This is a genomic window from Actinoplanes sp. NPDC049316, assembly GCF_040677315.1.
Classification (GTDB): Bacteria; Actinomycetota; Actinomycetes; order Mycobacteriales; family Micromonosporaceae; genus Actinoplanes.
The window spans coordinates 93,883-116,752 of sequence record NZ_JBFAQM010000006.1 but is presented as its reverse complement, the minus strand read 5'-3'; the positions used below and the strand labels follow the sequence as shown (position 1 = coordinate 116,752).

The following is a 22,870-nucleotide window of genomic DNA, read 5'->3' as shown; positions in this document are numbered from 1 at the left end:
GGAGGGCAAACCTCAGCGTGTCCCGGAGCGGCGACGCCGGCGGCCGGCCTTGGGCGGGGGCTGGATGCGGCGGCGCGATTGGCCGACGAGATGCTGGCGATCCGGGCTCTCCGCCGCCGCGGGGGTGAAGTCACCCTCGGCGTCCGCCGCTGCCGGGTCCTGCTGGCGCTTGCGGATGGCCATGTCGAACATGGAATTGGAAGCCTGGTCGTAGCCGTTGCGGTAGGCCTGGTCGCGATCGAGGCCCTGCTTGTACCACTGGTGGATGCGGCCGGCCGCGTACCCGCTGGCGATGACGAACGCGAGCGCGAACAGGGCCTGGATGATGCTGTTGCCGGGGACGGTCATGGCGGTCCGGTACTTCCCTACGGATCAGGCCTGGTGCGATAACAGGCGGGTGTGCTCGATGCGCCCGCCGGCCGGGTCGACCGGGGTGCGCTCGGGAAGCTGGTGCAGGGGGACGACGGCGCGCACGCCGGGAGCGATGCTCGCCGCCGGCCGCGGCGCGGCGACCGGCGCCGGCTTGACCGGGTGGTTGCGCACCGCGAGCTGGAACAGCGTGTGCGACGCCTGGTTGTAGCCCTCCCGGTACGCGACATCGCGATCGAACCCGTGCCGGTACCACTGATGCACCCGGCCCGCGACGTACGCGGTGAAGATGACCATGGCGACGGACAGGGCGAGCTGGATGGCGATCGAACCGGATGGCGTCATACCAACGATCCTATTCTTTGCCCCATGGAAACCAGGACACCTGTAAAGGCAGTTGGCGTAAACGGCCGTCGTCCGGAATTTAGCTGTTTGTTCAGGGTGTTTCGCCGTGACAGGAACGCGCGTTTATGAACTTCGACGGATGTCTAGTCAGCCGGGAATGACCGCGTCGACCGCCGAGCCGAGCGGCGTGTCCTTTTGTGTGCCACCCTCGTTTTCATCGTCTCCGGCGGGCGCGCTCGACGACGGTTTCCCGGAGTCCGGAACGGGCGCGGATTCCTCCGGCGGCGCGGGCGGCTTGTGCACCGGTGGCTGCTGAACCTGTCCCGGCGCGGTCGAGGCGGACGCGGAGACCACCGGTTCCGCCGCGGGCTTCCCGTCCCCGGTGCCCGCCTGCGGGACGACGACGATCCCCGTCGGCGCCGACGCGCTCACCCCGGGCGCCGGGACGAGCGTGGAACCGTCGCCGCCCGGCACCATGACCACGCCGTCGACCACGATCGGGGCCGCCTCGCCGGGCAGCGGGACCGGTGCGCTCTCCGGGCTGGGCACGCCGGTCCAGAACGAGCCGTACGTCGCCGCGACCGTGTACGTGGCCAGATATCCGGCCGGGGCGTTCTCGTCGACGCATCGCCTGTGGTCCGCCGGCACGTCACAGGCGACCTGGATGATCGGGCCGAGGTGCCGGGTCACGACGTAGCGCTGCACCGGCGTGCCCGGGGCGATCGACACCCGGTCCCACTCGATGCGCGGGCCGCCCACGACGATGCCGTCCGCGGTGATCTCGGGCTGTCCGCCGGGCAGCGTCACGGCGGGCGCGTCCATCCGGGGAATGCTCGCGGCGTGCACCGTGAACTGCGCCTCGTCCGCGCCGACGTCCCAGTCCCCGTACGCCGCCACGCCGGTGCCGATCGCCAGCGCGGTCGCCACCCCGACGAACGGCAGTGGCGACCGCAGGAAACGAAACGACTGACCGGTACGGGCGTGCCGACGCCTCACCGGGCTGCCACAGCGTCGGCGGTCACGAGGACGGTGAAGGTGGCCTCCTGGCAGGCGTCCACGACGGTGTTCGGCATGTGCAGCGGCACGGCGCCGGCCTCGCGGCTGCCGCGCGCCCGGACCCGCGCCGGCAGGGCTCCGGTGTACGCGCCCACCTCCAGGTTGGACACAACCGGCTCGCAGCCCGGCTTCGACGTGGCGGTGAGCCGGGCGTGCATCCCCGTCACCACCAGATCGCGGTTGGAGGAGTTGGTGAGGGTCAGCACCAGCCGGCGCCGCGCGCCCGGGTACAGATCCTCGACCGCTGCTCCCCGTACGGTGAAAACGGGGTTGGTTCCGTCGGCGCCGGGCGCCGCGGTGAGCGTCATCTTCTGGTCGGTCGCAGACGGGTCGCGCAGCGCGACGGCCAGCCCGGCCGCGCCGACGACGGCCGCCGCGACGACCACGGTTTTGTGCCACCGGTGCACAGCCTGACTCCTGACATGCATCGCGCCGACGTGACAAGGGGAGCGTGGGCGGCGCGTCGGCCCGGACACCCACGAGGTGGTTCAGGAGGCGCTGCTCAGACCGGACGCCTTCACCGGGATCGTGAAGGTCGCACCCTGGCACGCGCTGTCCGAGCTGTTCGTCATCCGCAGGCCGTCCGGGACGGTGAAGGCGCCGATGGTGTTCTTCGGGACCTGCCACGACACCGGCAGCACGTCGGCGCTCAGCACCACACCCGTCTGGATGCAGCCGGCGTCGCGGTGGTCGGGGTCGGCGGTCACCTTGCCCTTGCCCGGGCTGATCGAGGTGATCTTCACCGGGAAGTCGTTCTGGTTGGTCACGGTCACCGCGAGGTCCGCGGTCGCGCCCGGGTACAGCGGCTTGCTCTCGTCCGACCGGCCCTGCAGCTTCAGCTCCACGGCCGAGCCGGCCACCGCGACGCCGGTGCCGGCGCCGTTCAGCGTCCAGTACGCCCAGGCGGCGCCCGCGTTCACGATCACGGCGGCAGCGGCCGCGACGCTCAGGATCACCTTGCCGCGACGGTCGAGCTTGCGCATGCGCATCCTTTTCGGTGTCTGCTCATCGGTGGGCGACGGGGCGACGGCGAGGCCGCCACCGTGCCCCGTCGCGGCCATCAGGACGCCGCGCTGACGGCGTCGAGGTGGACGTTGAACGTGAACGGCGCACCCTGGCAGGCATCCGCCGGGTCGGGGATCATCCGCAGCGGTCCGGCCCAGGCGATCCGCGCGGTGGCCGGCTTGTCCTTGCTGCCGGCCGGGACGGTCGCGGCGTCCGGCAGCGGCGCGTCGTTGACGACCTGGACGTTGTCGGTCGCGGCGCACCCCTCCTGGGGCGAGTCCAGCTTCGTGAGGTCGATGTCGGTGATGCGTACGGGGAAAGCGTTCTGGTTCTCCACGGTCAGCAGCACCGTGGTCGCGTTGCCCGGGGTGAGCCCGCCCGCCAGCCCGGCGCTGGTGACCTTGAGCGTCACCACCGACCCGGCCTTCGCCTCGGCCGTGCCCGAACCGGTGAGGCTCCACGCGGCGTACGCCGCCCCGGCCGCCCCCACGGCGACGACCGAGGCGACGACAACGACGGTGGTACGTCTACTGAGCTTGCGCATCCGCGCTTTCCTCCTGCGAGACCTTGAACGTGGCCCCGGTCGCCGGGACGCGACCGGGGCCACGGGGAATGACCTGTGCGAGTGCGCCGATTCCGGTGGAGGCGGAAAGGGCGCGGCACAACATTCCCGGACCAAGGGCAGAAACGTGATCGGATGTCCGTGCGGCATTCTCATCCGTTCGAAATCCCGCTTCTGCGCTCACCGGATTACCCCGACCGGGGGACGGCGCGCCGCACGTCGCCTCGCTCATCGATGCCCGGCGGGCGTGCCTCGCCCGCCGTAACGGTGATGACCAGGGACGACATGCGATTAGCACCTTCCTTGCCGGCGGGGCAAATAAGCGGCGTTCGAGGTCTGACGTTTTCGCGGCACGTGGCGGCCGCGCTGGTGGGGCCCCCGCCGCCGGGCGGGGCGGCGAGGACCCCGGAGAACCCGCCTGATCAGCACCACGGGCGGCGGGCCCGCACCGTCCCGGCCGTGAACCGGGGGCATGCGACACGGCAGCGACGGTGAGGTCGGTGAATGAACTAAGGTCTGGCGAGTGCGGGCCCTCGGCGTTTTCTGGCCGCCGAGGACCCGCCTGATCCGCACACGCGCCACGACACGGTCCGCGGATCCTTTTTCGTCACCTGCCGGGTTCGTAAGGCAGCAGGCGCTTACGGAGCCGGCTATCCGGCGCGGTCGTGGTGCATGGCGCATTCTCCTGACGCTTCCGCGGGAGCATCCGGTCCGGCCGCCGGCGATCCGCTCGCCCGCTTGCCGGCCCGGCTCCGCTTCGGCCTGTCCGCTGGGGAGACGCCGTCGCTTCGCAGGCAGGACGGCGTCTCGTAGAGGAAAACGCCACGGACCCCGGCCCGGAGATCGGGCGTCCGTTTCGCGGTTTTCGCGTTTTGATCATTACGCTGCGCCCAACCGGTTTAGCCCGAGAGAGTGACAGCGGCGCTCACGCCGCGCCGAACCACCTGGCGAGCGCTACCTCGAGCGTCTGCTGGTCGTCACCCACCCACGCGACGTGCCCGTCCGGCCGGAGCAGCACCGCCGGCGCGTCCGGCTCCTCGCCGGTGTCGAGGACGTGATCGACCCGGCCGGTCCAGCCGCCCACGGAGAGCCGCCCGGTCCGGTCGAGCAGCAGCCCCCTGCCCGTACGCATCAACTCGTACAGGCGCCCTTGCTGCAGCGGGATGTCGCGCAGCCGCCGGCCGAGCAGGGTGTGACCCTCGCCGAGGTCGTACCGGACGCTGATCGCCGTGATCTTCTCGATTAGGAACCGGTTGACGTCGTCGAAGTCCATGAGCTGCGTCAGCAACCGCCGGACCGCCTGCGGCCCCGGCTCGTTGGTCGTCAGCTCCATCTGCGCACGGGTGTTGTCGAGCACGTCGGCGGCGACCGGATGCCGCTCGCTCTCATAGCTGTCCAGCAGACCGTCCGGCGCCCACCCGGTGACGGCCGCCGCCAGCTTCCAGCCCAGGTTGAACGCGTCCTGGATCCCGAGGTTGAGCCCCTGCCCACCCATCGGCGGGTGGACGTGCGCGGCGTCGCCGGCCAGGAACACCCGGCCCACCCGGTACCGCTCGGCCTGCCGGGTCGCGTCGCCGAAACGGGACAGCCAGCGGGGGGAGTGCACCCCGAAATCCGTTCCGGCGTACGCGCGCAGCTGCCGCTGAAACTCCTCGAGCGTCGGCGGCGCCGAACGGTCCTCGGCCACGCCGCCGGCGGGCACGACGACCCGGAACACCCCCGGCTTGCCCGACGGCCCGAGCCCGAACCGCTTCTCCGTCTGGCGCACCTCGGTCACCACCGCGGTGATGTCTTCCGGAGTAGCCGTCACTTCCATCTCACCCAGCAGCGTGTCGATTCTCGACGGTTCCCCGGGGAATCCAATCCCGAGCAGTTTCCGAACCGTGCTGCGTCCACCGTCACAACCGACGACGAACCCCGCCCGCACCGGCGCAGCACCATCGGCCAGATGGACGGTCACGCCGTCGTCGTCCTGCTCCAGCCCGGCCACGGCACACCCGCGCCGGATCTCGGCTCCCATGTCGGCGGCGTGCTCGGCGAGCAGGCGGTCGGTGAGCGTCTGCGGAATGCCCAGCACGTACCCGTGGGCGGTGTCCAGATCGGTGGGAGCGGGCTTGTCGATGCCCGCGAAATAGCCCCGCAGCGGGTGCTGCCTGCCGTTCTCGAGAAACCGCTCGAGCAGCCCGCGCTGATCCATCACCTCGATGCTGCGCACGTGCAGGCCCAGCGACCGCACGTACGGCGGCAGCTCCGGCTCCTTCTCCAGCACGAGCACGCCGACGCCTTGCAGCCGCAACTCGCTCGCCAGCATCATGCCGGTCGGCCCACCGCCGACGACGATCACATCAACCATGAAATCCCCCGTGGTGTGCGCATTCCTGCGGTCAGCCGCCGATTCTGCGCCACGACCGAGGGCTTCCGGCAAGCCCGGGGGTGCGGTATATGTTGACATTGGCAAGGAGTTCAACTCTCTGCCTTCATAAGCCGGCTACAGCCGACAGCTCGGAAAGATCGACCTCAGCGCGGGAAGATTGTGTGCCGCGAAACGGGCGAGGCTGGGAGGAACGGCCTTGCGTGCGAGCCGATCCGCGGCGACGTCGTGCGCGAAGTGATGGAGTGCGTCGACCACCGGCAGGAAGCGCAGGTCCTCCACGTCATCGGCGTCAACCGGCCGGCGGTCTCGAGCTGCCTGTCCGAACACGCGTATGACGCCTCGCCATGATCGGTACCGGGCCTCGACCAGCTCGCTACGGGCGTTCAGTCCCAGCACGTCGATGGTTTCCCGGCCTCGCGGTGTGAGTTCGATGAACAGCCCGGTGCTGGCCAATGTCATGTGCTCGGCGGAGTCGTCCATGCCGGGATCCAGCAGGAGGGGATGTCCGTCCGGGTCGACCGGGAACCTCTCCTTTTTGGCCTGCTGGTTGCAGTAGCCGCAGGCGAGAATGTGGTTGTCCCACACGAAAGTCAGCAGCGGATCCCGGGCGATCGGCACGAAGTGGTCGACGTCTGTGCCGCGGCTTTCGTAGCAGTACATGCAGAACGACGGCCGGGCGCACATGCTGAGAAGCTCCAACTTGAGCTGCCGGCGTGTGGCGGTTGCGCTGCTCCAGCTCTTGCGGGCTGTCTTCTGCCGGGTCGCGCTGGCCGCAATCTTCGCGGTCTTGCCGGCCAGGTGCGCAGAAAGGGAAGCAGGCAGGGGCTGGCGGACGATCGGGATCAAGTGTCATCCCCCAGCACATCGCGCACCCGGCTGCCCGGCGACGGGGAGAGGGCCTCGGACAGTGCTGCCAGCAGGTTGAGATCCTTCGGGCCGGCCCGGCCCTGGATGGCGAGCCGTTCCAGTCGCGTCAGGTCCTCCCGCAGTTCGTCGACACGCTCGGAATAGGGCGAGTCCAATCCGAAGAGCTCCGTGAGCACTGCGTCGTCGCCGCTTCCGTTGACGACGCGCCGGAACAGATCGTCGTCGGCGATGCGGGGCGGGAAGTCGTCCTCGGGTCCGGGAAGCTGAATCAGGCCACCGGGCGATGCGCTCTGGCAGATGTACGGGCTGTGGCTGGTGACGATGAATTGAATGAAGGGAAAGTGCTCCAACAGCCACGGACCGATGCGCTTCTGCCACGACACGTGCAGGTGTACGTCGATCTCGTCGATGAGCACGACCCCGGAGGCCTGTACTGCCGGTTGATCGTCCTCGGCCCAGTACATGGTGCCGTCGAAGCATTCGTGGATCTGGCGGACGATGTCAGTGACCAGCGCGGTGACCGTGCGGTAGCCATCGCTCATCTCGTCGATCCGGACGGGTGAACCGGATTCCCTGGTGATCCAGAGGCCGTCGGGATCCACTCGATCCACGGAATAGCCGTCGGGGAAGAGGCCGTCATTGAGAAGTGCGATCACGTTCTCTTCCAGCTCGGCGTAGCCGACACGGCCGGAGCGAGCGCGATAGTTGACCTGTTGCAGCCATTGCACCGTTTCGGCAAGTGACGCCTCTTCGCGGAACAGGGTGGCGAAGCGGGCCAGTGTCCAGTCCCCCGCCATGAGCCGGGCGACCTCGCCGCTCGTGCCGGCCAGGCGCCGGAAGGGGCCGTATCCTGCGGCGAACCACCCCGTCGGCTTCGGGGACCACAGCGATCGCTCGGCCATCCTCCCGCCGACGCCGCCGCGGGTATCGGCTTGGGGTCGTGCCCGTGCTCCTTCGGTCTGTTCCCACTTGATCATGGCCGAGAAGAAGTCGGCTGGGCGGCCCGTGCCGAGGTTGACCTCGTAGGAGTCCCGCACGATGTCGGCTCTGACCGTTGCCAGCGCGTGTCCGTGGCTGACCCAATCGCGGTCACCCTCGGTCAGGCTGTTCGCCACCTCGGGACCGGCCAGCGCTATTGCGGCGGCCCGCAGCAGACTCGTCTTCCCCGATCCGTTGCGTCCCGCGATGACATACAACCCCGGGTAGCGGTCGAAGGCGCTCTCTGCCTCCGGGTCTCGCTCGAACCTCAGGTCGACTTCGCGAGAGCTGTGAAAGCCTCGGACTCCCCGGATGCGCAGGCGCTGCAAGTACACCGACACGTCCTCCACTTGTCGCGGGTTCGCAGCTGGCAGCGAGGGCTGTTCGCCGACAGCAGTCTACGTTGCCGGTGCGCAAGGACGATCGCGTTACGTGCCGCCGCAGGCCATGCGTGGGGTGTCACGGACTCTTGATCGAAGCGCCACTGACCAGGGCGGGTCGGCTGCGCGCGCGCAGGAATGCGCAGAGGTCCGCGACGGGTCCCGGCCTGGCGAAGTGGTAGCCCTGGGCGAGGGTGCAGTCGAGCGCGCGCAGGCGTTCGGCCTGGGTGGCGGTCTCCACCGCCTCAGCGATCGTGACCAGGCCCAAGCTGCGGCTGAGCTCCACGATGGCGCGGATGAACGCGATCTCCCGTGCGCCGCCGTTGTCGATCTGCTGGGCGGTGAAGGAGCCGTCCATCTTGAGGATGTCGACGGGCAGTTCGCGCAGGTACGCCAGCGACGAATAGCCGGTGCCGAAATCGTCGATCGCGATGCGTACGCCGTGCTCGCGCAATTTCTGCAGATGGCCGGTGACCGTGGCGGCGTCGGTGACGGACGTGACCAGCACGGTCTCCGTGATCTCGACGATCAGGGCCTGCCCCGGTACGCCGCAGCTCTCCAACCGCTCCAGCAGATGGCCGGCGAACAGCGGGTCGCGCAGCTGGTGTGCGGAGACGTTCACCGTGACCGGGACCTGGTGCTCAGGCCAGAGCCGGCGCAGATCAGTGCAGACCTGGCGGAGCACCCAGTCCCCGATCGCGGTGATCGCGCCGCCCTGCTCGGCCAGCGGGATGAAGTGGCCCGGCGGGATGCGGGTGCCGTCGGGGCGGGTCCAGCGCAGCAGCGCCTCGGCGGCCGCGACCTCGCCGGTGGCCAGGTCGACGATCGGTTGGTAGTGCACCTCGAACTCGCCGGCCTCGACCGCGTGGTGCATCTGTTCCACGAGTTCGGCGTTGGCGAGCCGTTCGGCGTGCACCGCGGGATCGAAGACGGCGACCTGGTCGCCGCCGCGACCGCGGGCGACGCGCAGCGCCAGGTCGGCGTCGCGCAGCGCCGACGAGCCCGCTTGCCCGGGCGGCAGCGCCACCGCGCCGATGCTCGCGGCGAAGCGGCGCGCGGTCAGCCCGCGCACCCGGTACGGGCGGTGCACCGCGCTGAGGATGCGCTCGGCCAGCTTCGTGCCGTCGCGGTCGCCGCCGGCGGCCGCGCAGACGGCGAACTCGTCCGCGCCCAAGCGGACCACGGTGGCGCTGCTGGGCACCTCCGCCCGGATCCGGGCCCCGGTCTCGATCAGGATGGCGTCGCCGGCCTGGTGGCCGAAGGCGTCGTTGAAGTCCCGGAAGCCGTCCAGGTCCACCAGCAGGAGCACCCGGTGGTCGCAACCGGCGTCGTCGAGGCGGTCCTGCAGCACGACGCGGCTGCCCAGCCCGGTCAGCCCGTCGAGATGGGTACGGCGGTTGAGCAGCGTGGCGAGCTGGGACAACCGGACGATCAGCAGGACGGACATCGCGGCGCCGAGAACCTCCAGCACGATCAACCGCGGCGACTGCTCGCCGTGCAGCGCGGCGGTGCTGACGATGCTGAGCGTGCTGACACCGACGGTCAGCGAGACGTACGTCGCCAGGCGGCGGCGGGAGGCCGGTGACGGGTTGCCGGGCATGCTGCCGGTGCTGCGCGCCATCGAGGGGTGCAGCGCCGCGCTGCCGATGAGCAGGTACGTCCCCAGCCAGCCGAGCGCGGTGATCGTGTCCCAGCTCGTACCGGCCAGCAGCAGGGCGTAGTTGGTGGTGTCGGTGGCCACGAGCATCCCGGCCGCGCCGACCATGAGCCGGTAGGCGGGCGTACGGACCCGCGAGATCACCACCACGCGTACGGTCAGCACGAGAATGACCAGGTCGAGGCACACGTAGGACAAGAAGCTGGCCAGACGCAGCCCGGCGAACCGGCCGTCGAAGAGCAGCGGCGCCGCCACCAGGGTCCACAGCACCGCGCCGCCGCCGAGCGCGACGATCCCGGCGTCGACCGCGCCGCTGCGCTGCTCGGCGGGCCGCACCCACCGGTACACGCTCGAGGCGATCAGGATCAGGGTGACCAGGTAGCAGGCGTCCCCGAACGAGGGGAACCGCGGTATGCCGGCCGCATCCATCGCGAGCGCCCAGCCCACGTTCGCCAGCAGCGACATGGCCACGGCGGCGGCGAGCAGCCACCAGGGCGCCGGCCAGACCGGCCGGTGCCGGCGCACCCCCACGGCCACCGCGACGATGACCGAGGCGGCCACCGCCATGTACACCCAGACCCGCACGGCCGGAGGCAGCGCCGCCCCGCCCACGAGCGCAACGGCGCCGATGCCGAGGTACCAGCGATGAAGGCGGCTCACATCCCATGGATACCTACCGGAGGTTGTCATCCGGTTGCCGCTCCGTGACCCGCGCGGTGTTTCGTACGCCGAGGCCACGCAGCTGGCGGTCGTGTACGCGGGTGAGCAGCAGCAAGCTGGTCGCCGCGCCGAGGCCCGCGCAGAACATGTCCCACTGGGTGTCCCAGACGTCGCCCTGCGTCCCGAGGAAGTCGTCCGCCGACGACCCGCCGACCATGGCCGCCAGCCACTCGAACAGCTCCCACGTGGCACTGAACGCCATCACCACACACATCACCAGCGCGGCGAGCCACCCGCCCGGCCGCAGCGGCGTCCGGCGCAGCAGCACCTCGCGGGCCACGATCGCCGGCACGAAACCCTGCGCGAAGTGGCCGAGGCGGTCGTACGGGTTGCGCGCCAGCCCGAGCGTGTCGCGGACCCAGTCGCCGGCCGGGACCTCGGCGTACGTCCAATGGCCGCCGACCATCAGGATCAGGGCATGGGCCAGGATCAGCCGGTACGCGAGCGGGCTGAGCGGAAACCGGCGGTACGTGGCCACGAGGATCACCGCCGCGACGACGGCCGCGGACACCTCGAGAAGCCAGGTGCCGATCGACTTGGCACCGATCGCGGAGACGGCCAGGGCGACCAGGCCCACGGTGAGCAGGACGGCGGGTTCGCGGCGGCGGTCGGCGGCCGGGCGTACGGTCATGCGGGTCAGTCTTTCCAACCCCGGCCGGGCCGCACCTGGGTATGCCTACTCGGCCGTGACTCCGGCGGGGAACTCCTCTGTGCCGAGTACGAGGAGCAGCTCCAGCCGTTCCCGGGTCCGGGCGTCCGCCGGGGTGAGCACCACCAGCTCCTGCCCCAGGTCCGGAGTGACCAGGGTTTCGCATTCCATCACCAGCGGACCGACGCGCGGGTTGAGGAAGGTCTTCTCATCGAAGCGCCGCACTGCCACCTCGTGCTCGGCCCAGAGGCGTGCGAAATCGGCGCTCTCGGCCTGCAGCCGGGCCACGAGGCGGGCGACCTCCGGATCACCGGCCCGGCGGCCCGCGGCCGCGCGCAGGTCGGCGACGAGCTTGCGAGACCGGTCGGCTCGGTTCTCGGCCGGGCACATCGCCTGGGACTCGGGTTCGGTGAACCACCGGTACGCGAGGTAGCGCCGGTCCCCGGTGAAGCCGCTGTGGTCGCCGGACACCAGCATGGAGGCCCGGTTCTGGGCGAGCACCTCTCCGAGGTCGGACAGCACCAGCGCCGGGGTGTCGCCGAGCAGGTAGAGCATGTGCAGCAGGCCGGAGCGGGCCATGCGGGCGATCCCGTCGGTGGGTGGCGGCTGGTGACCGGCCAGGTGGAACAGGTGGACCCGTTCGTCGTCGGTCAGGCGCAACGCCCGGGCCAGCGCGGTCAGCAGCTGCGGCGACGGCTGGCTGCTGCGGCCCTGCTCGAGGCGTACGACGTAGTCCACGGACATACCCGCGAGCCGGGCCACCTCCTCGCGCCGCAGACCGGCGGTGCGCCGGCGCGGGCCGTCGGCGATGCCGACCTCCGCCGGGCGGATGGCTTCGCGGCGGCGGCGGAGGAAGCCGGCGAGCTGGTCACGCTGCATGCGTTCATGCTGCCTCGGGTACGCCGGGCCCATCCAGAGAGTCTCGCTCCTACGATCAGCGCTCCGCTCCCGCTTCGTCCGTCCGGGGCGCAGGGTGGGGGACATGATTCAGACACGAACCCTGGGCAGGACCGGTCCGGCCGTTTCCGCGCTGGGCCTCGGGGCGATGGGCATGTCCGGCGCGTACGGCGCTGCCGACCGCACCGAGAGCATCGCGACCGTGCACGCCGCGCTGGGGGCCGGCGTCACCCTGATCGACACGGGCGACTTCTACGGCATGGGCGACAACGAGCTGCTGCTCGCCGAGGCGCTGCGGGGGCGGGACCGGGACAGCTACGAGCTGAGCGTCAAGTTCGGCATGCTGCGCGGCCCCGACGGCTCGTTCAACGGCATGGACGGCCGTCCGGAGGCGGTGAAGACCTTCCTCGCGTATTCGCTGACCCGGCTCGGCGTCGACCACATCGACATCTACCGTCCCGCGCGGCTCGACCCGGCCGTGCCGATCGAGGAGACGGTCGGAGCGATCAAGGAGATGATCGACGCCGGGTACGTCCGCCACCTCGGCCTCTCCGAGGTCGACGCCGCCACGATCCGCCGGGCCCACGCCGTGCACCCGGTCGCCGACCTGCAGATCGAGTATTCGCTGCTGTCCCGCGCGGTGGAGGCCGAGGTGCTGCCCACGCTGCGGGAGCTCGGCATCGGCATGACCGCGTACGGGGTGCTCAGCCGTGGGCTCATCTCCGGGCACTGGACCGCCGACCGGGTTGCCGGGCCGGGAGACGCCCGCGCCGCCAGTCCTCGGTTCGCCGGTGGCAATGTGGAACACAATCTCGCCCTGGTGGAGGCGTTGCGCCGGGTCGCCGCCACGAAGGGCTGCACCGTTGCGCAGTTGGCGATCGCGTGGGTGGCCGTGCAGGAGCCGTTCATCGTCCCGCTTGTCGGTGCCCGTACCCGGGAACGCCTGGCGGAAGCCCTCCCGGCGCTGGACGTGACCCTCACGGCCGACGATCTCGCAGAGATCGAGAAGGCCGTCCCGGCCGGCGCGGCGCGCGGTGACCGCTATCCGGCCGCCTTCATGTCGTCGCTCGGCGTCGGCAACTGAGGCGCCTCGAAGAGCGCGCGTAGCGCGCGCACATGCCGGGCGTACGCCTGCTTGCCGTCGGCGGTGAGGCTGACCCAGGTCTTCACCCGGCCGCGGCCGGTGGGTTTCGTCATGTTGACGTAGCCGGCGTCCTGCAGCACCTTGAGATGCTTGCTGAGTACGGAATCGGCCACGCCGAGCAGCTCGCGCAGCGCGCTGAACTCGGCGCTGGTCGAGGCGTCCAGGAAGGCGCAGATCCGCAGCCGGTTCGGGGCGTGGATGACCTCGTCGAAGGGCTCGCTCACGCGGCGGCTCGCAGCTGCGCGCGCAGCGCGGTGTCGAAGCGGCGGCCCAGCAGCACCGTGCCGGCGAACCCGGCGGCGGCGAGCACCCACACCGGCCACTGCAGATCGGTGTAACGGCCGATCGCCACGGCGGAGAGGGCGATGACGCCGAGCATGACGCCCATCGCGATCGCCCACCGGCTCGCCCGGCCCGCGTCGAGGCCGGACACCCACACCCCGGTCCGGCGCCGATAGGCCTTGACGAGCAGAACGCAACCCCCGGCGAAGCACACCCCGGCGGCGAGCCTGAGGACGCTGCCGCCCAGGCCGAAGGCGACGACGTATGCGGCGACCAGCAGACCCAGAACGGGGTGATACCACCACGGGGTGACGAGCCGGTCGGCGACTGCGGCACGGGCGTCGGCGATGGCGGCGAGCTGCTCCGCAGCATTACTTTCCATGACGGAAAGGCAATCACATTCCAAGACGGAAAGTCAACGGTACGCCGGTGGCGAGGTGATGATCGACACGGCCGGTTCGGGGCAACTCTCCTCTCACCGGAGGGTAGGTTTGGCAGGCTTCGGTCCATCGAACCGCCCAGGGAAATGAGCACTATGTCTTCGCATTCCTCCGCCGTGCGCCCGCCGCGATGGTCCCGGCCCGAGTGGCTGACATCGCCCCGGGTGCTGCGTACGGAGGTGCTGGCCGGCCTGGTCGTGGCGCTCGCCCTGATCCCCGAGGCGATCTCGTTCTCGATCCTCGCCGGCGTCGATCCGAAGATCGGGCTGTTCGCCTCCTTCACGATGGCGGTCACCATCGCCTTCACCGGCGGCCGGCCGGCCATGATCTCCGCCGCGACCGGTGCGGTCGCCCTGGTCGTGGCACCCCTGGCGCGCGAGCACGGCCTCGGCTTCCTGGTCGCCGCCGTCATCCTGGGTGGGATCTTCCAAGTGCTCCTGGCGCTGGCCGGGGTGGCGAGGCTGATGCGGTTCATCCCGCGCAGCGTCATGGTGGGCTTCGTCAACGCCCTGGCCATCCTGATCTTCACCGCCCAGCTGCCCCACCTCATCGGTGTGCCGTGGCTGGTGTATCCCCTGGTCGCTGTGGCACTGGCGGTCATGGTGTTCCTGCCCAAGCTGACCACCGCCGTGCCGGCGCCGCTGATCGCCATCGTCCTGCTGACGGCGTTCGTCGTCGTCGCGCACCTGAGCGTCCCCAACGTCGGCGACGAGGGCACGCTGCCCGACAGTCTGCCCGTGCTGGGCCTGCCCGACGTCCCGTTCACCGTGGACACGCTCACCACGATCGCGCCGTACGCCCTCGCTGTCGCCGTGGTCGGGCTCATGGAGTCGCTGATGACCGCCAAGCTTGTCGACGACATCACCGACACCCACTCGAACAAGACCCGGGAGTCGTGGGGTCAGGGCGTCGCCAACATCGTCACGGGGTTCTTCGGCGGCATGGGTGGCTGCGCGATGATCGGCCAGACGATGATCAACGTGAAGGCGTCGGGCGCCCGGACCCGCCTCTCCACGTTCCTCGCCGGGGTGTTCCTGCTGATCCTCGTCGTCGCCCTCGGCGACGTGGTCGCGCTGATCCCGATGGCCGCCCTCGTCGCCGTCATGATCATCGTGTCGGTGGGCACCTTCGACTGGCACAGCATCGCCCCGGCCACCCTCAAGCGGATGCCGGCCGGCGAGATCGTCGTCATGCTGGTCACCGTCGCGGCCACGCTGCTCACCCACAACCTGGCCATCGGCGTCGTTCTCGGCGTGCTCGCGGCCATGGTCATCTTCGCTCGCCGGGTGGCCCACTTCGCCGAGGTCACCAGCGTTCTGGATCCCGAGGGCACCACCCGCATCTACCACGTGCACGGGGAGCTGTTCTTCGCCTCCAGCAACGACCTGGTCTACCAGTTCGACTACGCCGGCGACCCGGACCACGTGGTCATCGACATGGGCGCCGCGCACATCTGGGACGCGTCCTCAGTCGCGGCCCTCGATGCCATCACCACGAAGTACGAGGCCAAAGGCAAGCGGGTCGACATCGTCGGCCTCAACACCGCCAGCGCGGCCTTCCACGAGAACCTCGCCGGCAAGCTCAAGGTCGGCCACTGATGGGCGACGGGCACACTGATGCCATGACCGCAGGGCGCATGCAGATCGGCGAGGCCGCCGAACGGGTGGGCTTGAGCATCCGGACCATCCGCCACTACGAGGAGGCGGGCCTGGTCATCCCCTCGGCGCGCAGCGAAGGCGGATTCCGCCTCTACACCGAACCCGACCTCGACCGTCTGCGCGTCGTCAAACGCATGAAGCCGCTCGGTTTCACCCTCGAGGAGATGCGCGACCTGTTGCAGATCCTGGACGCCCTCGCCGTCGCCCAAGGCGACGAACGCGCCGCGTTGCAGGACCGGCTGGCCATGTTCCACACCGCCGCCCAGAACCGCGTCCAAGCTCTCCGCGAGCAACTTGCGACCGCGGAGGGATTCGCGCGGCAGATCCAGGACCACATCGACCAGCACAACCGGTGACCGGCGGGATCACTCCCGCCGGCCGCCCCCGTCCCCGGTTCTCAGCGGTTGCCGGTCGGCGCCGGGCCGTTGTCCACGAGCCGGAACGTGCTCAGCAGCGGGGCGTCGCCCAGCTCCTCGAGGATCAGCCCCCGGTTGGGGAAGTACTGCAGGTACGCCGACGCGCTGTCGATCGCGTACGTCTTGTCGGCCCGCGCGGTGATGTGGAACCGCTGCCGCGGGTTGGTCTTGTCGCACGCCCCGGCCTCGACCCGCAGCGGCTCCGAGCCTCCCGGCCGGCTGACCTGCCAGCAGGACGGCTCCAGGCTGGCCGGGTCGTTGGTGGGCTTGCCGTACGCCTTGATGATGTACTCGGTCTTGCTCACCGGGGTGGGCACGAACAGCTGACGGCCGCTGTCGTCGTCGACCTCGGTCAGCTCCCCGCTGACCATCGAGACGGCCGACTCGAAGGCCTGCGCCCGGACGATCGTGACCTGCCGCTTGCCGGACAGCACCGCGGGCCGCTTCGCCTTCGCCGCGGCCTTGGTCTTGACCGCGGCCTTGGTCTTCACTGCGGGCTTGGGCTGAGCGGCGGCCTTCGGCTGGGCGACGACCTTGCTGTGCGCGGCTGGGGCTGCGGTGCCCGCGCCGGTCGTCGCGGCGCCGGCTGTTCCGGTTGCGGCGTACGCCATGGCGGCACTGGTGCAGGCGAGCACGGCCGCACCAGCGGCCCACTTCAGCTTCGACATGTGCGTGCTTCCTCTCGAGGGGTCGAGCACCGGTCCTCAGCGCCGGCACGATGGGTACACGCTTGCCGCAGGCTGCCGATTTCAGAGATCGCGAGAAATCTCGGCGGAAGTCTTCGCTGTCGAATTGCTCCCGGCGCGCTCCGCGCCACGCCACCGAGGCGGCGCTGGTACGAGCTCAAGGCGACGCCGACTGCACCAAGCCCCGCGATCCGTGCGAGACAGGATCTTCACCGCTTCGGCAAAGGTCAGGGGAACCGTCAGTGAGCTGAGCGGTTCTCCTGAGCGGCGGCTCGTGTGCTGACCGAGCGTTACTTCGCACCGGCATAGTGAGCGATGGCCAGGAGGAGCCCGACAGTGCCGGCGAACGCGCCACCGCCAGTGAGGATGGCTGCGGGAATGTTGTTACCTGCAGCATGAGACAGGAGTCCCGCGATGCCGCTGATGTTCGCTGCGATGAGCAGCATGAGCAACACCGAGGTCCAGCGAGGTACTTCTGATCGGTCCGGGGATGCAGGTGGCCTGGTACGGCGGGGGGTACTACGCGGCGCCCTGTCGATCATGATTACCACCAAAGCGTCGAGGCGACTACCCACAGTGTGTATTCACTGGTTCTGAATTTCCACCCTCATTCACGACTTTGGCACAGAAGCCCTGTTGTGACCGCATCCAGGCGGCGGTTAGCTATAGAGTAGGTGCCGTGACGCTCCAGCTTGAGGGTGGTTGCTAGCGCGTTGCCCTTGACGGAGCTCTTCTAGCGAATATGGTTCTCCGGTGCATACAGATCTTCCACACACGAGCGACGCCGGTCCTGCGCACGAAGGGCCGCACTCCGCCTCGCTGCGGCCAGTGGCCAGCAGCTGCACCGCCGGCAATTGCCCGACGGTCTACCTAAGTGGAACGGGCACTCTGGTGGTGCAGGGCTATACCGTGTCAGCCGAGCGGGCGGGTCTTGCCGTCCCGGAAGGCGAGACGCTGGTCGAGATCCCCTTGGAGCTGCTGGCCGACGCCGTTCGCAACCTCACCTGACCTGAAGAGCCCCATGCCTGGAGGGGGCCTCGATGCCAAGCGATCTCGGTACCCCGGATGAAGAAGAAGAGCCTGTAGGCGCTGTCTTGGCTCGGATGCGCCGCGCTCAGCGGCTCACCGGCGCGGAGCTCGCCGCGAGGGTCGGCATGAGTCAGCCCAAGATCTCCCGGATCGAGCGCGGCAGGGGACTTCCTGAGCCGCAGGACATCGGCATTCTCGCTCGCGCGCTTGGTGCGGATGAGGATCAGGCCCAGGCGCTGATGGGGCGCGCGGAACGCTTGCACGACAGGATGACCGACTGGCGGTCGACCCTGATGGGCTACGCCGGTCAGCAGAGGACTGTGGCCGACTGGGAGTCCTCAGCCACGGCCGTACGTGTATTCGAGCCGGTTCTAGTGCCGGGTCCACTACAGACGAGTGGCTATGCGAGGGCAGTTCTCCAGGCGTTCCAGCGCGTAGCCCCCCTCACCGCTGAAGAGCAAACAGAGCCGGCCCTGCTGGCCGCCGTTTCGGCGCGGCTCAAGCGGCAAGAAGTGCTAGCCGACTCGTCCAAGTCCTTCCAGTTCATCCTGGGGGAGGCCGTTCTCAAGCGCCGAACTTACCCTCAAGTCGAGATATTGGCCCAGATCAACCACATCCGTGAGGTTGCAGCGCGGAACGCCAACGTAAGCATCGCGATCGTGCCTGACGGCGCACCGACCGGCCTGCCCCTGCTGCACGGATTCACCATCTTCGACGACAAACTCGTCGTCGTCGATCTCTACAACACCGGCCTTATCTCCCGCAGTCCCAAGGACGTAGGAAGCTATCGCCGGGTATTCGACACGCTGGCAGAGCACGCCACCAACATCGAGCCCAGCCTCGACCGGTACCAGGCGTTGTACATCAAGAGCCTTCAGGCGCCGAGCTAGAGATCTAGGTCGAGGCCTGTGGCCGTTCACACGACCTGAGGGCCGAACTGCGCCGGCGAATCGGAGAGACAACCTGACCATCGATGTCCTGCTGCTCGCACGCTCGACCGCGTCTACGACTCCCGCGCCGACGCGGAAGCGTTCGGCTATCGCCCGATTCACGGAATCCATCAGCTGCTGCGGTCGTACGACCAGTGAATGAACGGTGGCGCTAGTCCGGATAGGTGGTTCGGCCGACGCAAGCCGCCAGCACCGCATAGATCACGGCGAGACAGGCCACGAAGAACAAGATGCCGACCCCGCCGCGCGCCTCTCGGGCGATCGCGTACCCGCAGAGGGCGACGATCACGGTGAGGACCAGCCCCGACGCGGCGAACGGCCAAGGATGCCGCAACCGCAGCCCGCGGGCCAGCAACGCCCCGGTAACCAGGCAAGCCGCCGCCGCAAGCACCATCGACGCCGCAAGCGACCTTCCGAGATGCTCGCCCTCGAACCCGGGCGGCACCACTGCCTCCGCCACAGCGAAGGCAGTGCCCCACACCGCGGCGACCGCCACCCCGGCGGCGGCTCCACCAGCCGCAACCCCGACCCTGCTTGCGCTCACGCGAACAGTCTGACTTCACGCCGCAATGCACCGGAAGCCACGCGGATCGAGAGCGCGCATGACGTTTGGACGCGTTCGATCTCGCGGAAGGACGGGACATTCCACCCGCGTGGCCATCGACCGGCTCGGGTTCAGCGGACCGACCACCTCTGCGCCCCCGTGTTGTTGCAGGTGTACAGCTGCACCAGCGTGCCGTTGGCACTCGCGCCAGCGGTCACGTCCACGCACTTGCCCGACCCCGCACCCACGATCGTCCCGTCACCGTTGAACGTGAACCTCTGCGCCGCGGTCCCGTTGCACGTCCAGATCTGCACCTTCGTCCCGTCGGCCGTGCCGCTGTGGTCCACGTCCAGGCACCGGTCGCCGTAGACGCGCAGCTCGCCTGCCGCCGTACGCGTCCACTTCTGGATCGTGCTGCCCAGGCAGTCGTAGATGTGCAGTTGCGTACCGTCCGCGGTGGCCGTACCCGGGACGTCCAGGCACTTGCCGGATTGCGGGTTCGCCACCATGACCGCGGCGCCGACCGGGGGCAGCACGGTCGCGTTCAGGCTCGACGGCGTGGCGCGCAGGGCCTCGTACCAGCGGGTGCCCATCTTGTCGTACCCGGCGGCATTGGGGTGCGTACCGTCGGCGAGGTCGGCGGTGCCGACCACCGCGTGCATGTCGACCAGGTGGGTGAGCGGGCCTTTCCGGGCGACGATGCCGGGCAGTTGCGCGTTGAACGCGTCGATCCGCGCGTTCAGCGTGGGGTCCGATTCCGGGATGAGGTTCGAGATGAACAGCTCCACCGTGGGCGCGGCCGCCCTGATCTTGTCGATCAGCGCGCCCATGCGGGCGGGGGCGTTGGCGACGTCGTAGTTCTGGTTGATGTCGTTGGTGCCGACGTGCACGAGGATCGACCTCGGAGCGTACGTCCGCAGCCAGCCCTCGATGTTCGCGTCGATCTGGTCGATCCGCCAGCCGCTGTGTCCCTCGTGATCGTGGTCGCCGAGGCTCGCCGGCCCGTTCGAGCCCGACCCGACGAAGTCGATCCGGTAGCCGGCGTCGGTCAGCAACTCCCACAGCTTGATCCGGTAACCGCCGGGCACGTTGAAGCCGTCGGTGATGGACGCGCCGAGCGGCATGATGCGTACGCCGCCGTTGGACTCGGCCGCCTGCGCGGGGGAGCCCGGGGCGAGGGCCGCGGCGGCGGTCAGCAGGAGGGCGAGGGCGGTGGTCAGGGCTCGACGCATGGGCGCATCCTCTCGACTGGCGGGTGACAACGTTGTCGGGGTCACTCGCCAGTCAAGGCTCATCGACGTCCGTCAGTCAATGCCCGGCCCTCACCTCTGCCCTTTCTCCGGCACGAAAACGATGCGGTCGTCGCTCTGCGCCGCCCACGCTTCGGAAACCCGCGACAGCGGTACGGCCTGATTACCCGTCGAGGGTGGCCGGAGCTGCTGGGGAAGCGTGTAGTTTCTGGGCTACGTCCGGAACCGCAGAGGAGCCATGTGTACGTCGTCCCGCTCTCCGCTGTTCCCGACGCTGATCCTCGCTCCGTCGGGGGGAAGGCGCGATCCATCGGCCGCATGATGCGCAGCGGCTTGCCGGTTCCGGATGGCCTGTGCGTGACGGACGCCGGACTGCGTGATCTCTCCAGCGCAGACCTCGAGGCGGAGCTCACTGAGGAGCTCCGACGCCTGAGGGCCGCCACTGTGGCAGTCCGGTCCTCGGCCGGATCGGAGGACAGTTCGACCCATTCGTACGCGGGGATCTTCAAGTCTTTTCTGAACGTCGACAAGCGCACCGATGCGGTCATCGCCGCGCTCGAGGGCGTACGGGAATCCGCCGATGGACCTGTCGTGCGGGCCTACGAACGGGCGGTCGAGTCGACCAACCCGTCGATGGCGGCCGTCGTGCAGGAGATGATCGAGCCGCTCTGGAGCGGCGTCATGTTCACCTCGGACCCCGTTGCGTCGAACGACCACATCCTCATCGAGGCGACGAGCGGCGCTGTTGCGGCCGGCTCGTCCGCGCAGCCTTCTCCGGAGTACGCGGCAGTGGATCGTGCCGGATCCGTCGTTCCCGGCAGCAGCTCTCCCGGTTTCTCCGCCGTCCGGGCGTTCGTCGACGACCTCGTGGCCATCTCCAGGCGATGCGAACAGCTTTTCGGGAATCCTCAGGACATCGAGTGGGTGTGGGACGGTGGGCGGGTCTGGGTGCTCCAGAGCCGCACCATAACGACGCCGTAGGTCATTCGCTGAGCAGCCGCAGAAACACCGATGAGAACAGCAAAGCCAGCAAGGTCGCCGCCATCGCGAAGTACGCCAGCGAGAGGAACGACATCCACCCGTACGAGGTGTAGCGCTGGGGATCGGGCGTCACGGTGGACAGCAACGAGTAGTGCAGGACCGCGGCGATGTCTTGATCAGGTTTTCCCAGGTCGAGCTGTGCCGGCTGGGACGGCTGCCCCTGAGCCGGCGGAGCTGTCGAGGCGGGCCGGGCCGGGGCGGAGTACAGGACACCGCTGTCCGGTGCGGAACTAGTGATCGCCAGGGTGGCCAGGAAGAAGATCAACCACAGGGCGCCAAGGTTACGCAGGATGCGCAGGGGCCGTACGCCGTAACCGCTGACGAACTCGACCAGGTATCCGCCGGCCGTCTTGCCGAGGGTCTTGAACAGATTCTCGCGGAACTTGCCACCGGTGAGCGGGCTGTTCCGGTAGTACGAGCGAGTGAGGTAGTAGCGCTCGTAGAAAAGGCAGTGGAGCGCGGCCTCGCCGTTGTGATTCTCACGGTAGAGGCGTTTCAGGCGGTTGTAGATCTGTGACCGCTGCAGGGCCGCTTCCTGCGGCTCGAGGTCCACGAAGGTGTAGCGGTACTTGCCGACCTGGTAGTTGCTCGCACAGAGTTCAGCGGCGCGGTCGATCTGGCCGCCGAACTCGATCTCGCGAACGTGGGCCGGCCGAACGGTGTCGACGGCCACCGACCGCCGCCTGGACTCGATGGAGAAGCTCAGCAGTTTCGTGTAGGTGACGTTCGCGGAAGCATTCAGCAGCCACCCGTAGATGTGACTACCGGTGAAGTCCGCGCGGGTCAGGTTGGCGTTGTCGAAGCCGGCCGCATAGAGAATCGATCGGGAGAAGTCGCAACGATAGAGATCCGCGCCGGTGAAGTCGGCATTGCTCAGGTCGCTGTCGCTGAAGTCGCAGTCCTTCAGTACGGATCCGGCGAACCGCGCGCCCACGAGGCTGCGGTGCGAGAAGTCGATTCCGATCAGTTCTTTACCGACGAAGGCCTGCGGGTCCCACGTTCCGTCATAGGGTTTTGTGCTCACCGGCCGGGCTCCCGTTCGTGACATCCGTCTGGAGGGGGAACCTGCGCCAGTACGGCGCCCGGTTCGGGGATCTCCGCGGGGCGTGCAGTTGGTACAGCAGCATGAAGCAGTAGGCCTTGTCGGGACGGAAGCCGCTCGTGGGCTGCTTGACCGAGATCTCGAAGATCAAGGGAGCCGCCCGAGTGGAGCCGAAACCCGGCACCACCACGTTGGACGAGCCCAGCAGTTCGAGCCCGAGCCTCGCATAAGTGGATCGGGTGTGAAGTGTCGCGGCCAGGTCGCCGTGCAACAGGAACGACTCCCGAGTGACACCCAGATACAGAACCTGCGGCGTGAGTTCTTCCGTCTCCATCGAGACCTCACGAAGATCGGCACTGTCGGGGCGGTCGAGATGCACCGTGCCGCTGACTTCGTACAGCCGGTCCATGTGGAGGCCGATCCGATGTTCGTCGAGGAACACCAGTTCGTCATTCTCCGGCGCCTGTGCCACCAACTTGCCTGTCGATATGAGCGTCAGGATCTCGTCGCGGCTGCACATGCGCACAGG

At 69.0% G+C, this 22,870-nt stretch carries 25 protein-coding genes; 5 read left to right on the top strand and 20 right to left on the bottom strand.

Features of this window, described 5'->3' with window-relative positions; translation table 11 throughout:
• Nucleotides 1-12: 12 nt before the first annotated feature.
• The 12 genes from AB0K03_RS11670 to AB0K03_RS11615 all read right to left on the bottom strand — a co-directional run bounded on the left by AB0K03_RS11670 (nt 13) and on the right by AB0K03_RS11615 (nt 11,841).
• Entirely contained in the window at nt 13-348 is a 336-nt protein-coding gene (locus AB0K03_RS11670; RefSeq protein ID WP_364683295.1) for a hypothetical protein, read from the bottom strand.
• 24 nt (nt 349-372) lie between these two features.
• A complete protein-coding gene (locus tag AB0K03_RS11665; protein WP_364683293.1) occupies nt 373-714 on the bottom strand; it encodes a hypothetical protein in 342 nt (113 codons plus the stop codon).
• Between the two features lie 147 nt (nt 715-861).
• Complete coding sequence (locus AB0K03_RS11660; protein ID WP_364683291.1) at nt 862-1,641, bottom strand: hypothetical protein; 780 nt, start codon at nt 1,639-1,641, stop codon at nt 862-864.
• A 65-nt stretch (nt 1,642-1,706) separates the two neighbouring features.
• Entirely contained in the window at nt 1,707-2,177 is a 471-nt protein-coding gene (locus AB0K03_RS11655; RefSeq protein ID WP_364683289.1) for a hypothetical protein, read from the bottom strand.
• Between the two features lie 81 nt (nt 2,178-2,258).
• On the bottom strand, nt 2,259-2,753 hold the full coding sequence (locus AB0K03_RS11650) for a hypothetical protein (protein WP_364683287.1): 495 nt from the start codon (nt 2,751-2,753) through the stop codon (nt 2,259-2,261).
• A 77-nt stretch (nt 2,754-2,830) separates the two neighbouring features.
• The gene (locus AB0K03_RS11645) at nt 2,831-3,319 is read right to left on the bottom strand and encodes a hypothetical protein (RefSeq protein ID WP_364683285.1); all 489 of its coding nucleotides are present in this window, start codon (nt 3,317-3,319) and stop codon (nt 2,831-2,833) included.
• Nucleotides 3,320-4,262: 943 nt separating this feature from the next.
• Nucleotides 4,263-5,690: a rifampin monooxygenase gene (gene rox / locus AB0K03_RS11640; RefSeq protein ID WP_364683283.1), complete on the bottom strand. Its 1,428-nt coding sequence runs from the start codon at nt 5,688-5,690 to the stop codon at nt 4,263-4,265.
• Between the two features lie 135 nt (nt 5,691-5,825).
• The gene (locus AB0K03_RS11635) at nt 5,826-6,557 is read right to left on the bottom strand and encodes an HNH endonuclease (protein WP_364683281.1); all 732 of its coding nucleotides are present in this window, start codon (nt 6,555-6,557) and stop codon (nt 5,826-5,828) included.
• Nucleotides 6,554-7,906 (bottom strand): AAA family ATPase, encoded by a 1,353-nt coding sequence (locus AB0K03_RS11630; protein ID WP_364683279.1) that lies wholly within the window; start codon nt 7,904-7,906, stop codon nt 6,554-6,556. Before AB0K03_RS11630 ends, AB0K03_RS11635 begins: the two co-directional genes overlap by 4 nt.
• 109 nt (nt 7,907-8,015) lie before the next feature.
• Nucleotides 8,016-10,253, bottom strand: coding sequence for a bifunctional diguanylate cyclase/phosphodiesterase (locus AB0K03_RS11625; RefSeq protein ID WP_364683277.1), 2,238 nt, complete (start codon nt 10,251-10,253; stop codon nt 8,016-8,018).
• A gap of 13 nt (nt 10,254-10,266) precedes the next feature.
• Entirely contained in the window at nt 10,267-10,944 is a 678-nt protein-coding gene (locus tag AB0K03_RS11620; RefSeq protein WP_364683276.1) for a DUF2238 domain-containing protein, read from the bottom strand.
• Between the two features lie 45 nt (nt 10,945-10,989).
• Nucleotides 10,990-11,841 carry a helix-turn-helix transcriptional regulator gene (locus tag AB0K03_RS11615; protein WP_364683274.1) on the bottom strand — a complete coding sequence of 284 codons (852 nt, stop codon included), beginning with the start codon at nt 11,839-11,841 and terminating at the stop codon, nt 10,990-10,992.
• Between the two features lie 103 nt (nt 11,842-11,944).
• On the opposite strand from AB0K03_RS11615, the gene AB0K03_RS11610 reads away from it, so the two are divergent.
• Nucleotides 11,945-12,943, top strand: coding sequence for an aldo/keto reductase (locus tag AB0K03_RS11610; protein WP_364683272.1), 999 nt, complete (start codon nt 11,945-11,947; stop codon nt 12,941-12,943).
• On the opposite strand, the gene AB0K03_RS11605 is transcribed toward AB0K03_RS11610, so the two are convergent.
• A complete protein-coding gene (locus AB0K03_RS11605; RefSeq protein WP_364683270.1) occupies nt 12,901-13,227 on the bottom strand; it encodes a transcriptional regulator in 327 nt (108 codons plus the stop codon). The two genes, AB0K03_RS11610 and AB0K03_RS11605, sit on opposite strands and share 43 nt — an antisense overlap.
• Nucleotides 13,224-13,667, bottom strand: a complete 444-nt coding sequence (locus tag AB0K03_RS11600; protein ID WP_364683268.1) for a hypothetical protein — start codon at nt 13,665-13,667, stop codon at nt 13,224-13,226. The genes AB0K03_RS11605 and AB0K03_RS11600 overlap by 4 nt, the downstream gene beginning before the upstream one ends.
• A gap of 153 nt (nt 13,668-13,820) precedes the next feature.
• Between AB0K03_RS11600 and AB0K03_RS11595 the strand changes: the two genes are divergently transcribed.
• Together AB0K03_RS11595 and AB0K03_RS11590 are read left to right on the top strand one after the other, a co-directional pair.
• Nucleotides 13,821-15,323, top strand: a complete 1,503-nt coding sequence (locus AB0K03_RS11595) for a SulP family inorganic anion transporter (protein WP_364683266.1) — start codon at nt 13,821-13,823, stop codon at nt 15,321-15,323.
• A gap of 23 nt (nt 15,324-15,346) precedes the next feature.
• Nucleotides 15,347-15,739 carry a MerR family transcriptional regulator gene (locus tag AB0K03_RS11590; RefSeq protein ID WP_364683264.1) on the top strand — a complete coding sequence of 131 codons (393 nt, stop codon included), beginning with the start codon at nt 15,347-15,349 and terminating at the stop codon, nt 15,737-15,739.
• A gap of 41 nt (nt 15,740-15,780) precedes the next feature.
• Here the strand turns inward: AB0K03_RS11590 and AB0K03_RS11585 are convergent, their stop codons facing one another.
• Nucleotides 15,781-16,467: a hypothetical protein gene (locus AB0K03_RS11585; RefSeq protein WP_364683263.1), complete on the bottom strand. Its 687-nt coding sequence runs from the start codon at nt 16,465-16,467 to the stop codon at nt 15,781-15,783.
• A 308-nt stretch (nt 16,468-16,775) separates the two neighbouring features.
• Nucleotides 16,776-16,931 carry a hypothetical protein gene (locus AB0K03_RS11580; RefSeq protein WP_364683261.1) on the bottom strand — a complete coding sequence of 52 codons (156 nt, stop codon included), beginning with the start codon at nt 16,929-16,931 and terminating at the stop codon, nt 16,776-16,778.
• 594 nt (nt 16,932-17,525) lie between these two features.
• Between AB0K03_RS11580 and AB0K03_RS11575 the strand changes: the two genes are divergently transcribed.
• Entirely contained in the window at nt 17,526-18,404 is an 879-nt protein-coding gene (locus AB0K03_RS11575; RefSeq protein ID WP_364683259.1) for a helix-turn-helix transcriptional regulator, read from the top strand.
• A gap of 211 nt (nt 18,405-18,615) precedes the next feature.
• Here the strand turns inward: AB0K03_RS11575 and AB0K03_RS11570 are convergent, their stop codons facing one another.
• Together AB0K03_RS11570 and AB0K03_RS11565 are read right to left on the bottom strand one after the other, a co-directional pair.
• Nucleotides 18,616-18,960, bottom strand: coding sequence for a hypothetical protein (locus AB0K03_RS11570; RefSeq protein WP_364683257.1), 345 nt, complete (start codon nt 18,958-18,960; stop codon nt 18,616-18,618).
• A 179-nt stretch (nt 18,961-19,139) separates the two neighbouring features.
• Complete coding sequence (locus AB0K03_RS11565) at nt 19,140-20,240, bottom strand: RICIN domain-containing protein (protein WP_364683255.1); 1,101 nt, start codon at nt 20,238-20,240, stop codon at nt 19,140-19,142.
• A 258-nt stretch (nt 20,241-20,498) separates the two neighbouring features.
• On the opposite strand from AB0K03_RS11565, the gene AB0K03_RS11560 reads away from it, so the two are divergent.
• Nucleotides 20,499-21,239 (top strand): PEP/pyruvate-binding domain-containing protein, encoded by a 741-nt coding sequence (locus AB0K03_RS11560; protein WP_364683253.1) that lies wholly within the window; start codon nt 20,499-20,501, stop codon nt 21,237-21,239.
• Nucleotide 21,240: 1 nt separating this feature from the next.
• Here AB0K03_RS11560 and AB0K03_RS11555 read toward each other — a convergent pair whose 3' ends face one another.
• Nucleotides 21,241-22,323: a pentapeptide repeat-containing protein gene (locus tag AB0K03_RS11555; RefSeq protein ID WP_364683251.1), complete on the bottom strand. Its 1,083-nt coding sequence runs from the start codon at nt 22,321-22,323 to the stop codon at nt 21,241-21,243.
• Nucleotides 22,304-22,867 carry a dCTP deaminase domain-containing protein gene (locus tag AB0K03_RS11550; protein WP_364683250.1) on the bottom strand — a complete coding sequence of 188 codons (564 nt, stop codon included), beginning with the start codon at nt 22,865-22,867 and terminating at the stop codon, nt 22,304-22,306. Before AB0K03_RS11550 ends, AB0K03_RS11555 begins: the two co-directional genes overlap by 20 nt.
• Nucleotides 22,868-22,870 lie beyond the last annotated feature (3 nt).

Bases quoted from the DNA above. Each gene is read 5' to 3' on its own strand.
- AB0K03_RS11670 (WP_364683295.1), bottom strand. From the start codon at position 348: ATGACCGTCCCCGGCAACAGCATCATCCAGGCCCTGTTCGCGCTCGCG.
- AB0K03_RS11665 (WP_364683293.1), bottom strand. From the start codon at position 714: ATGACGCCATCCGGTTCGATCGCCATCCAGCTCGCCCTGTCCGTCGCC.
- AB0K03_RS11650 (WP_364683287.1), bottom strand. From the start codon at position 2,753: ATGCGCAAGCTCGACCGTCGCGGCAAGGTGATCCTGAGCGTCGCGGCC.
- AB0K03_RS11645 (WP_364683285.1), bottom strand. From the start codon at position 3,319: ATGCGCAAGCTCAGTAGACGTACCACCGTCGTTGTCGTCGCCTCGGTC.
- rox (WP_364683283.1), bottom strand. From the start codon at position 5,690: ATGGTTGATGTGATCGTCGTCGGCGGTGGGCCGACCGGCATGATGCTG.
- AB0K03_RS11620 (WP_364683276.1), bottom strand. From the start codon at position 10,944: ATGACCGTACGCCCGGCCGCCGACCGCCGCCGCGAACCCGCCGTCCTG.
- AB0K03_RS11615 (WP_364683274.1), bottom strand. From the start codon at position 11,841: ATGCAGCGTGACCAGCTCGCCGGCTTCCTCCGCCGCCGCCGCGAAGCC.
- AB0K03_RS11610 (WP_364683272.1), top strand. From the start codon at position 11,945: ATGATTCAGACACGAACCCTGGGCAGGACCGGTCCGGCCGTTTCCGCG.
- AB0K03_RS11600 (WP_364683268.1), bottom strand. From the start codon at position 13,667: ATGGAAAGTAATGCTGCGGAGCAGCTCGCCGCCATCGCCGACGCCCGT.
- AB0K03_RS11595 (WP_364683266.1), top strand. From the start codon at position 13,821: ATGTCTTCGCATTCCTCCGCCGTGCGCCCGCCGCGATGGTCCCGGCCC.
- AB0K03_RS11590 (WP_364683264.1), top strand. From the start codon at position 15,347: ATGACCGCAGGGCGCATGCAGATCGGCGAGGCCGCCGAACGGGTGGGC.
- AB0K03_RS11585 (WP_364683263.1), bottom strand. From the start codon at position 16,467: ATGTCGAAGCTGAAGTGGGCCGCTGGTGCGGCCGTGCTCGCCTGCACC.
- AB0K03_RS11580 (WP_364683261.1), bottom strand. From the start codon at position 16,931: ATGCTGCTCATCGCAGCGAACATCAGCGGCATCGCGGGACTCCTGTCT.
- AB0K03_RS11575 (WP_364683259.1), top strand. From the start codon at position 17,526: ATGCCAAGCGATCTCGGTACCCCGGATGAAGAAGAAGAGCCTGTAGGC.
- AB0K03_RS11565 (WP_364683255.1), bottom strand. From the start codon at position 20,240: ATGCGTCGAGCCCTGACCACCGCCCTCGCCCTCCTGCTGACCGCCGCC.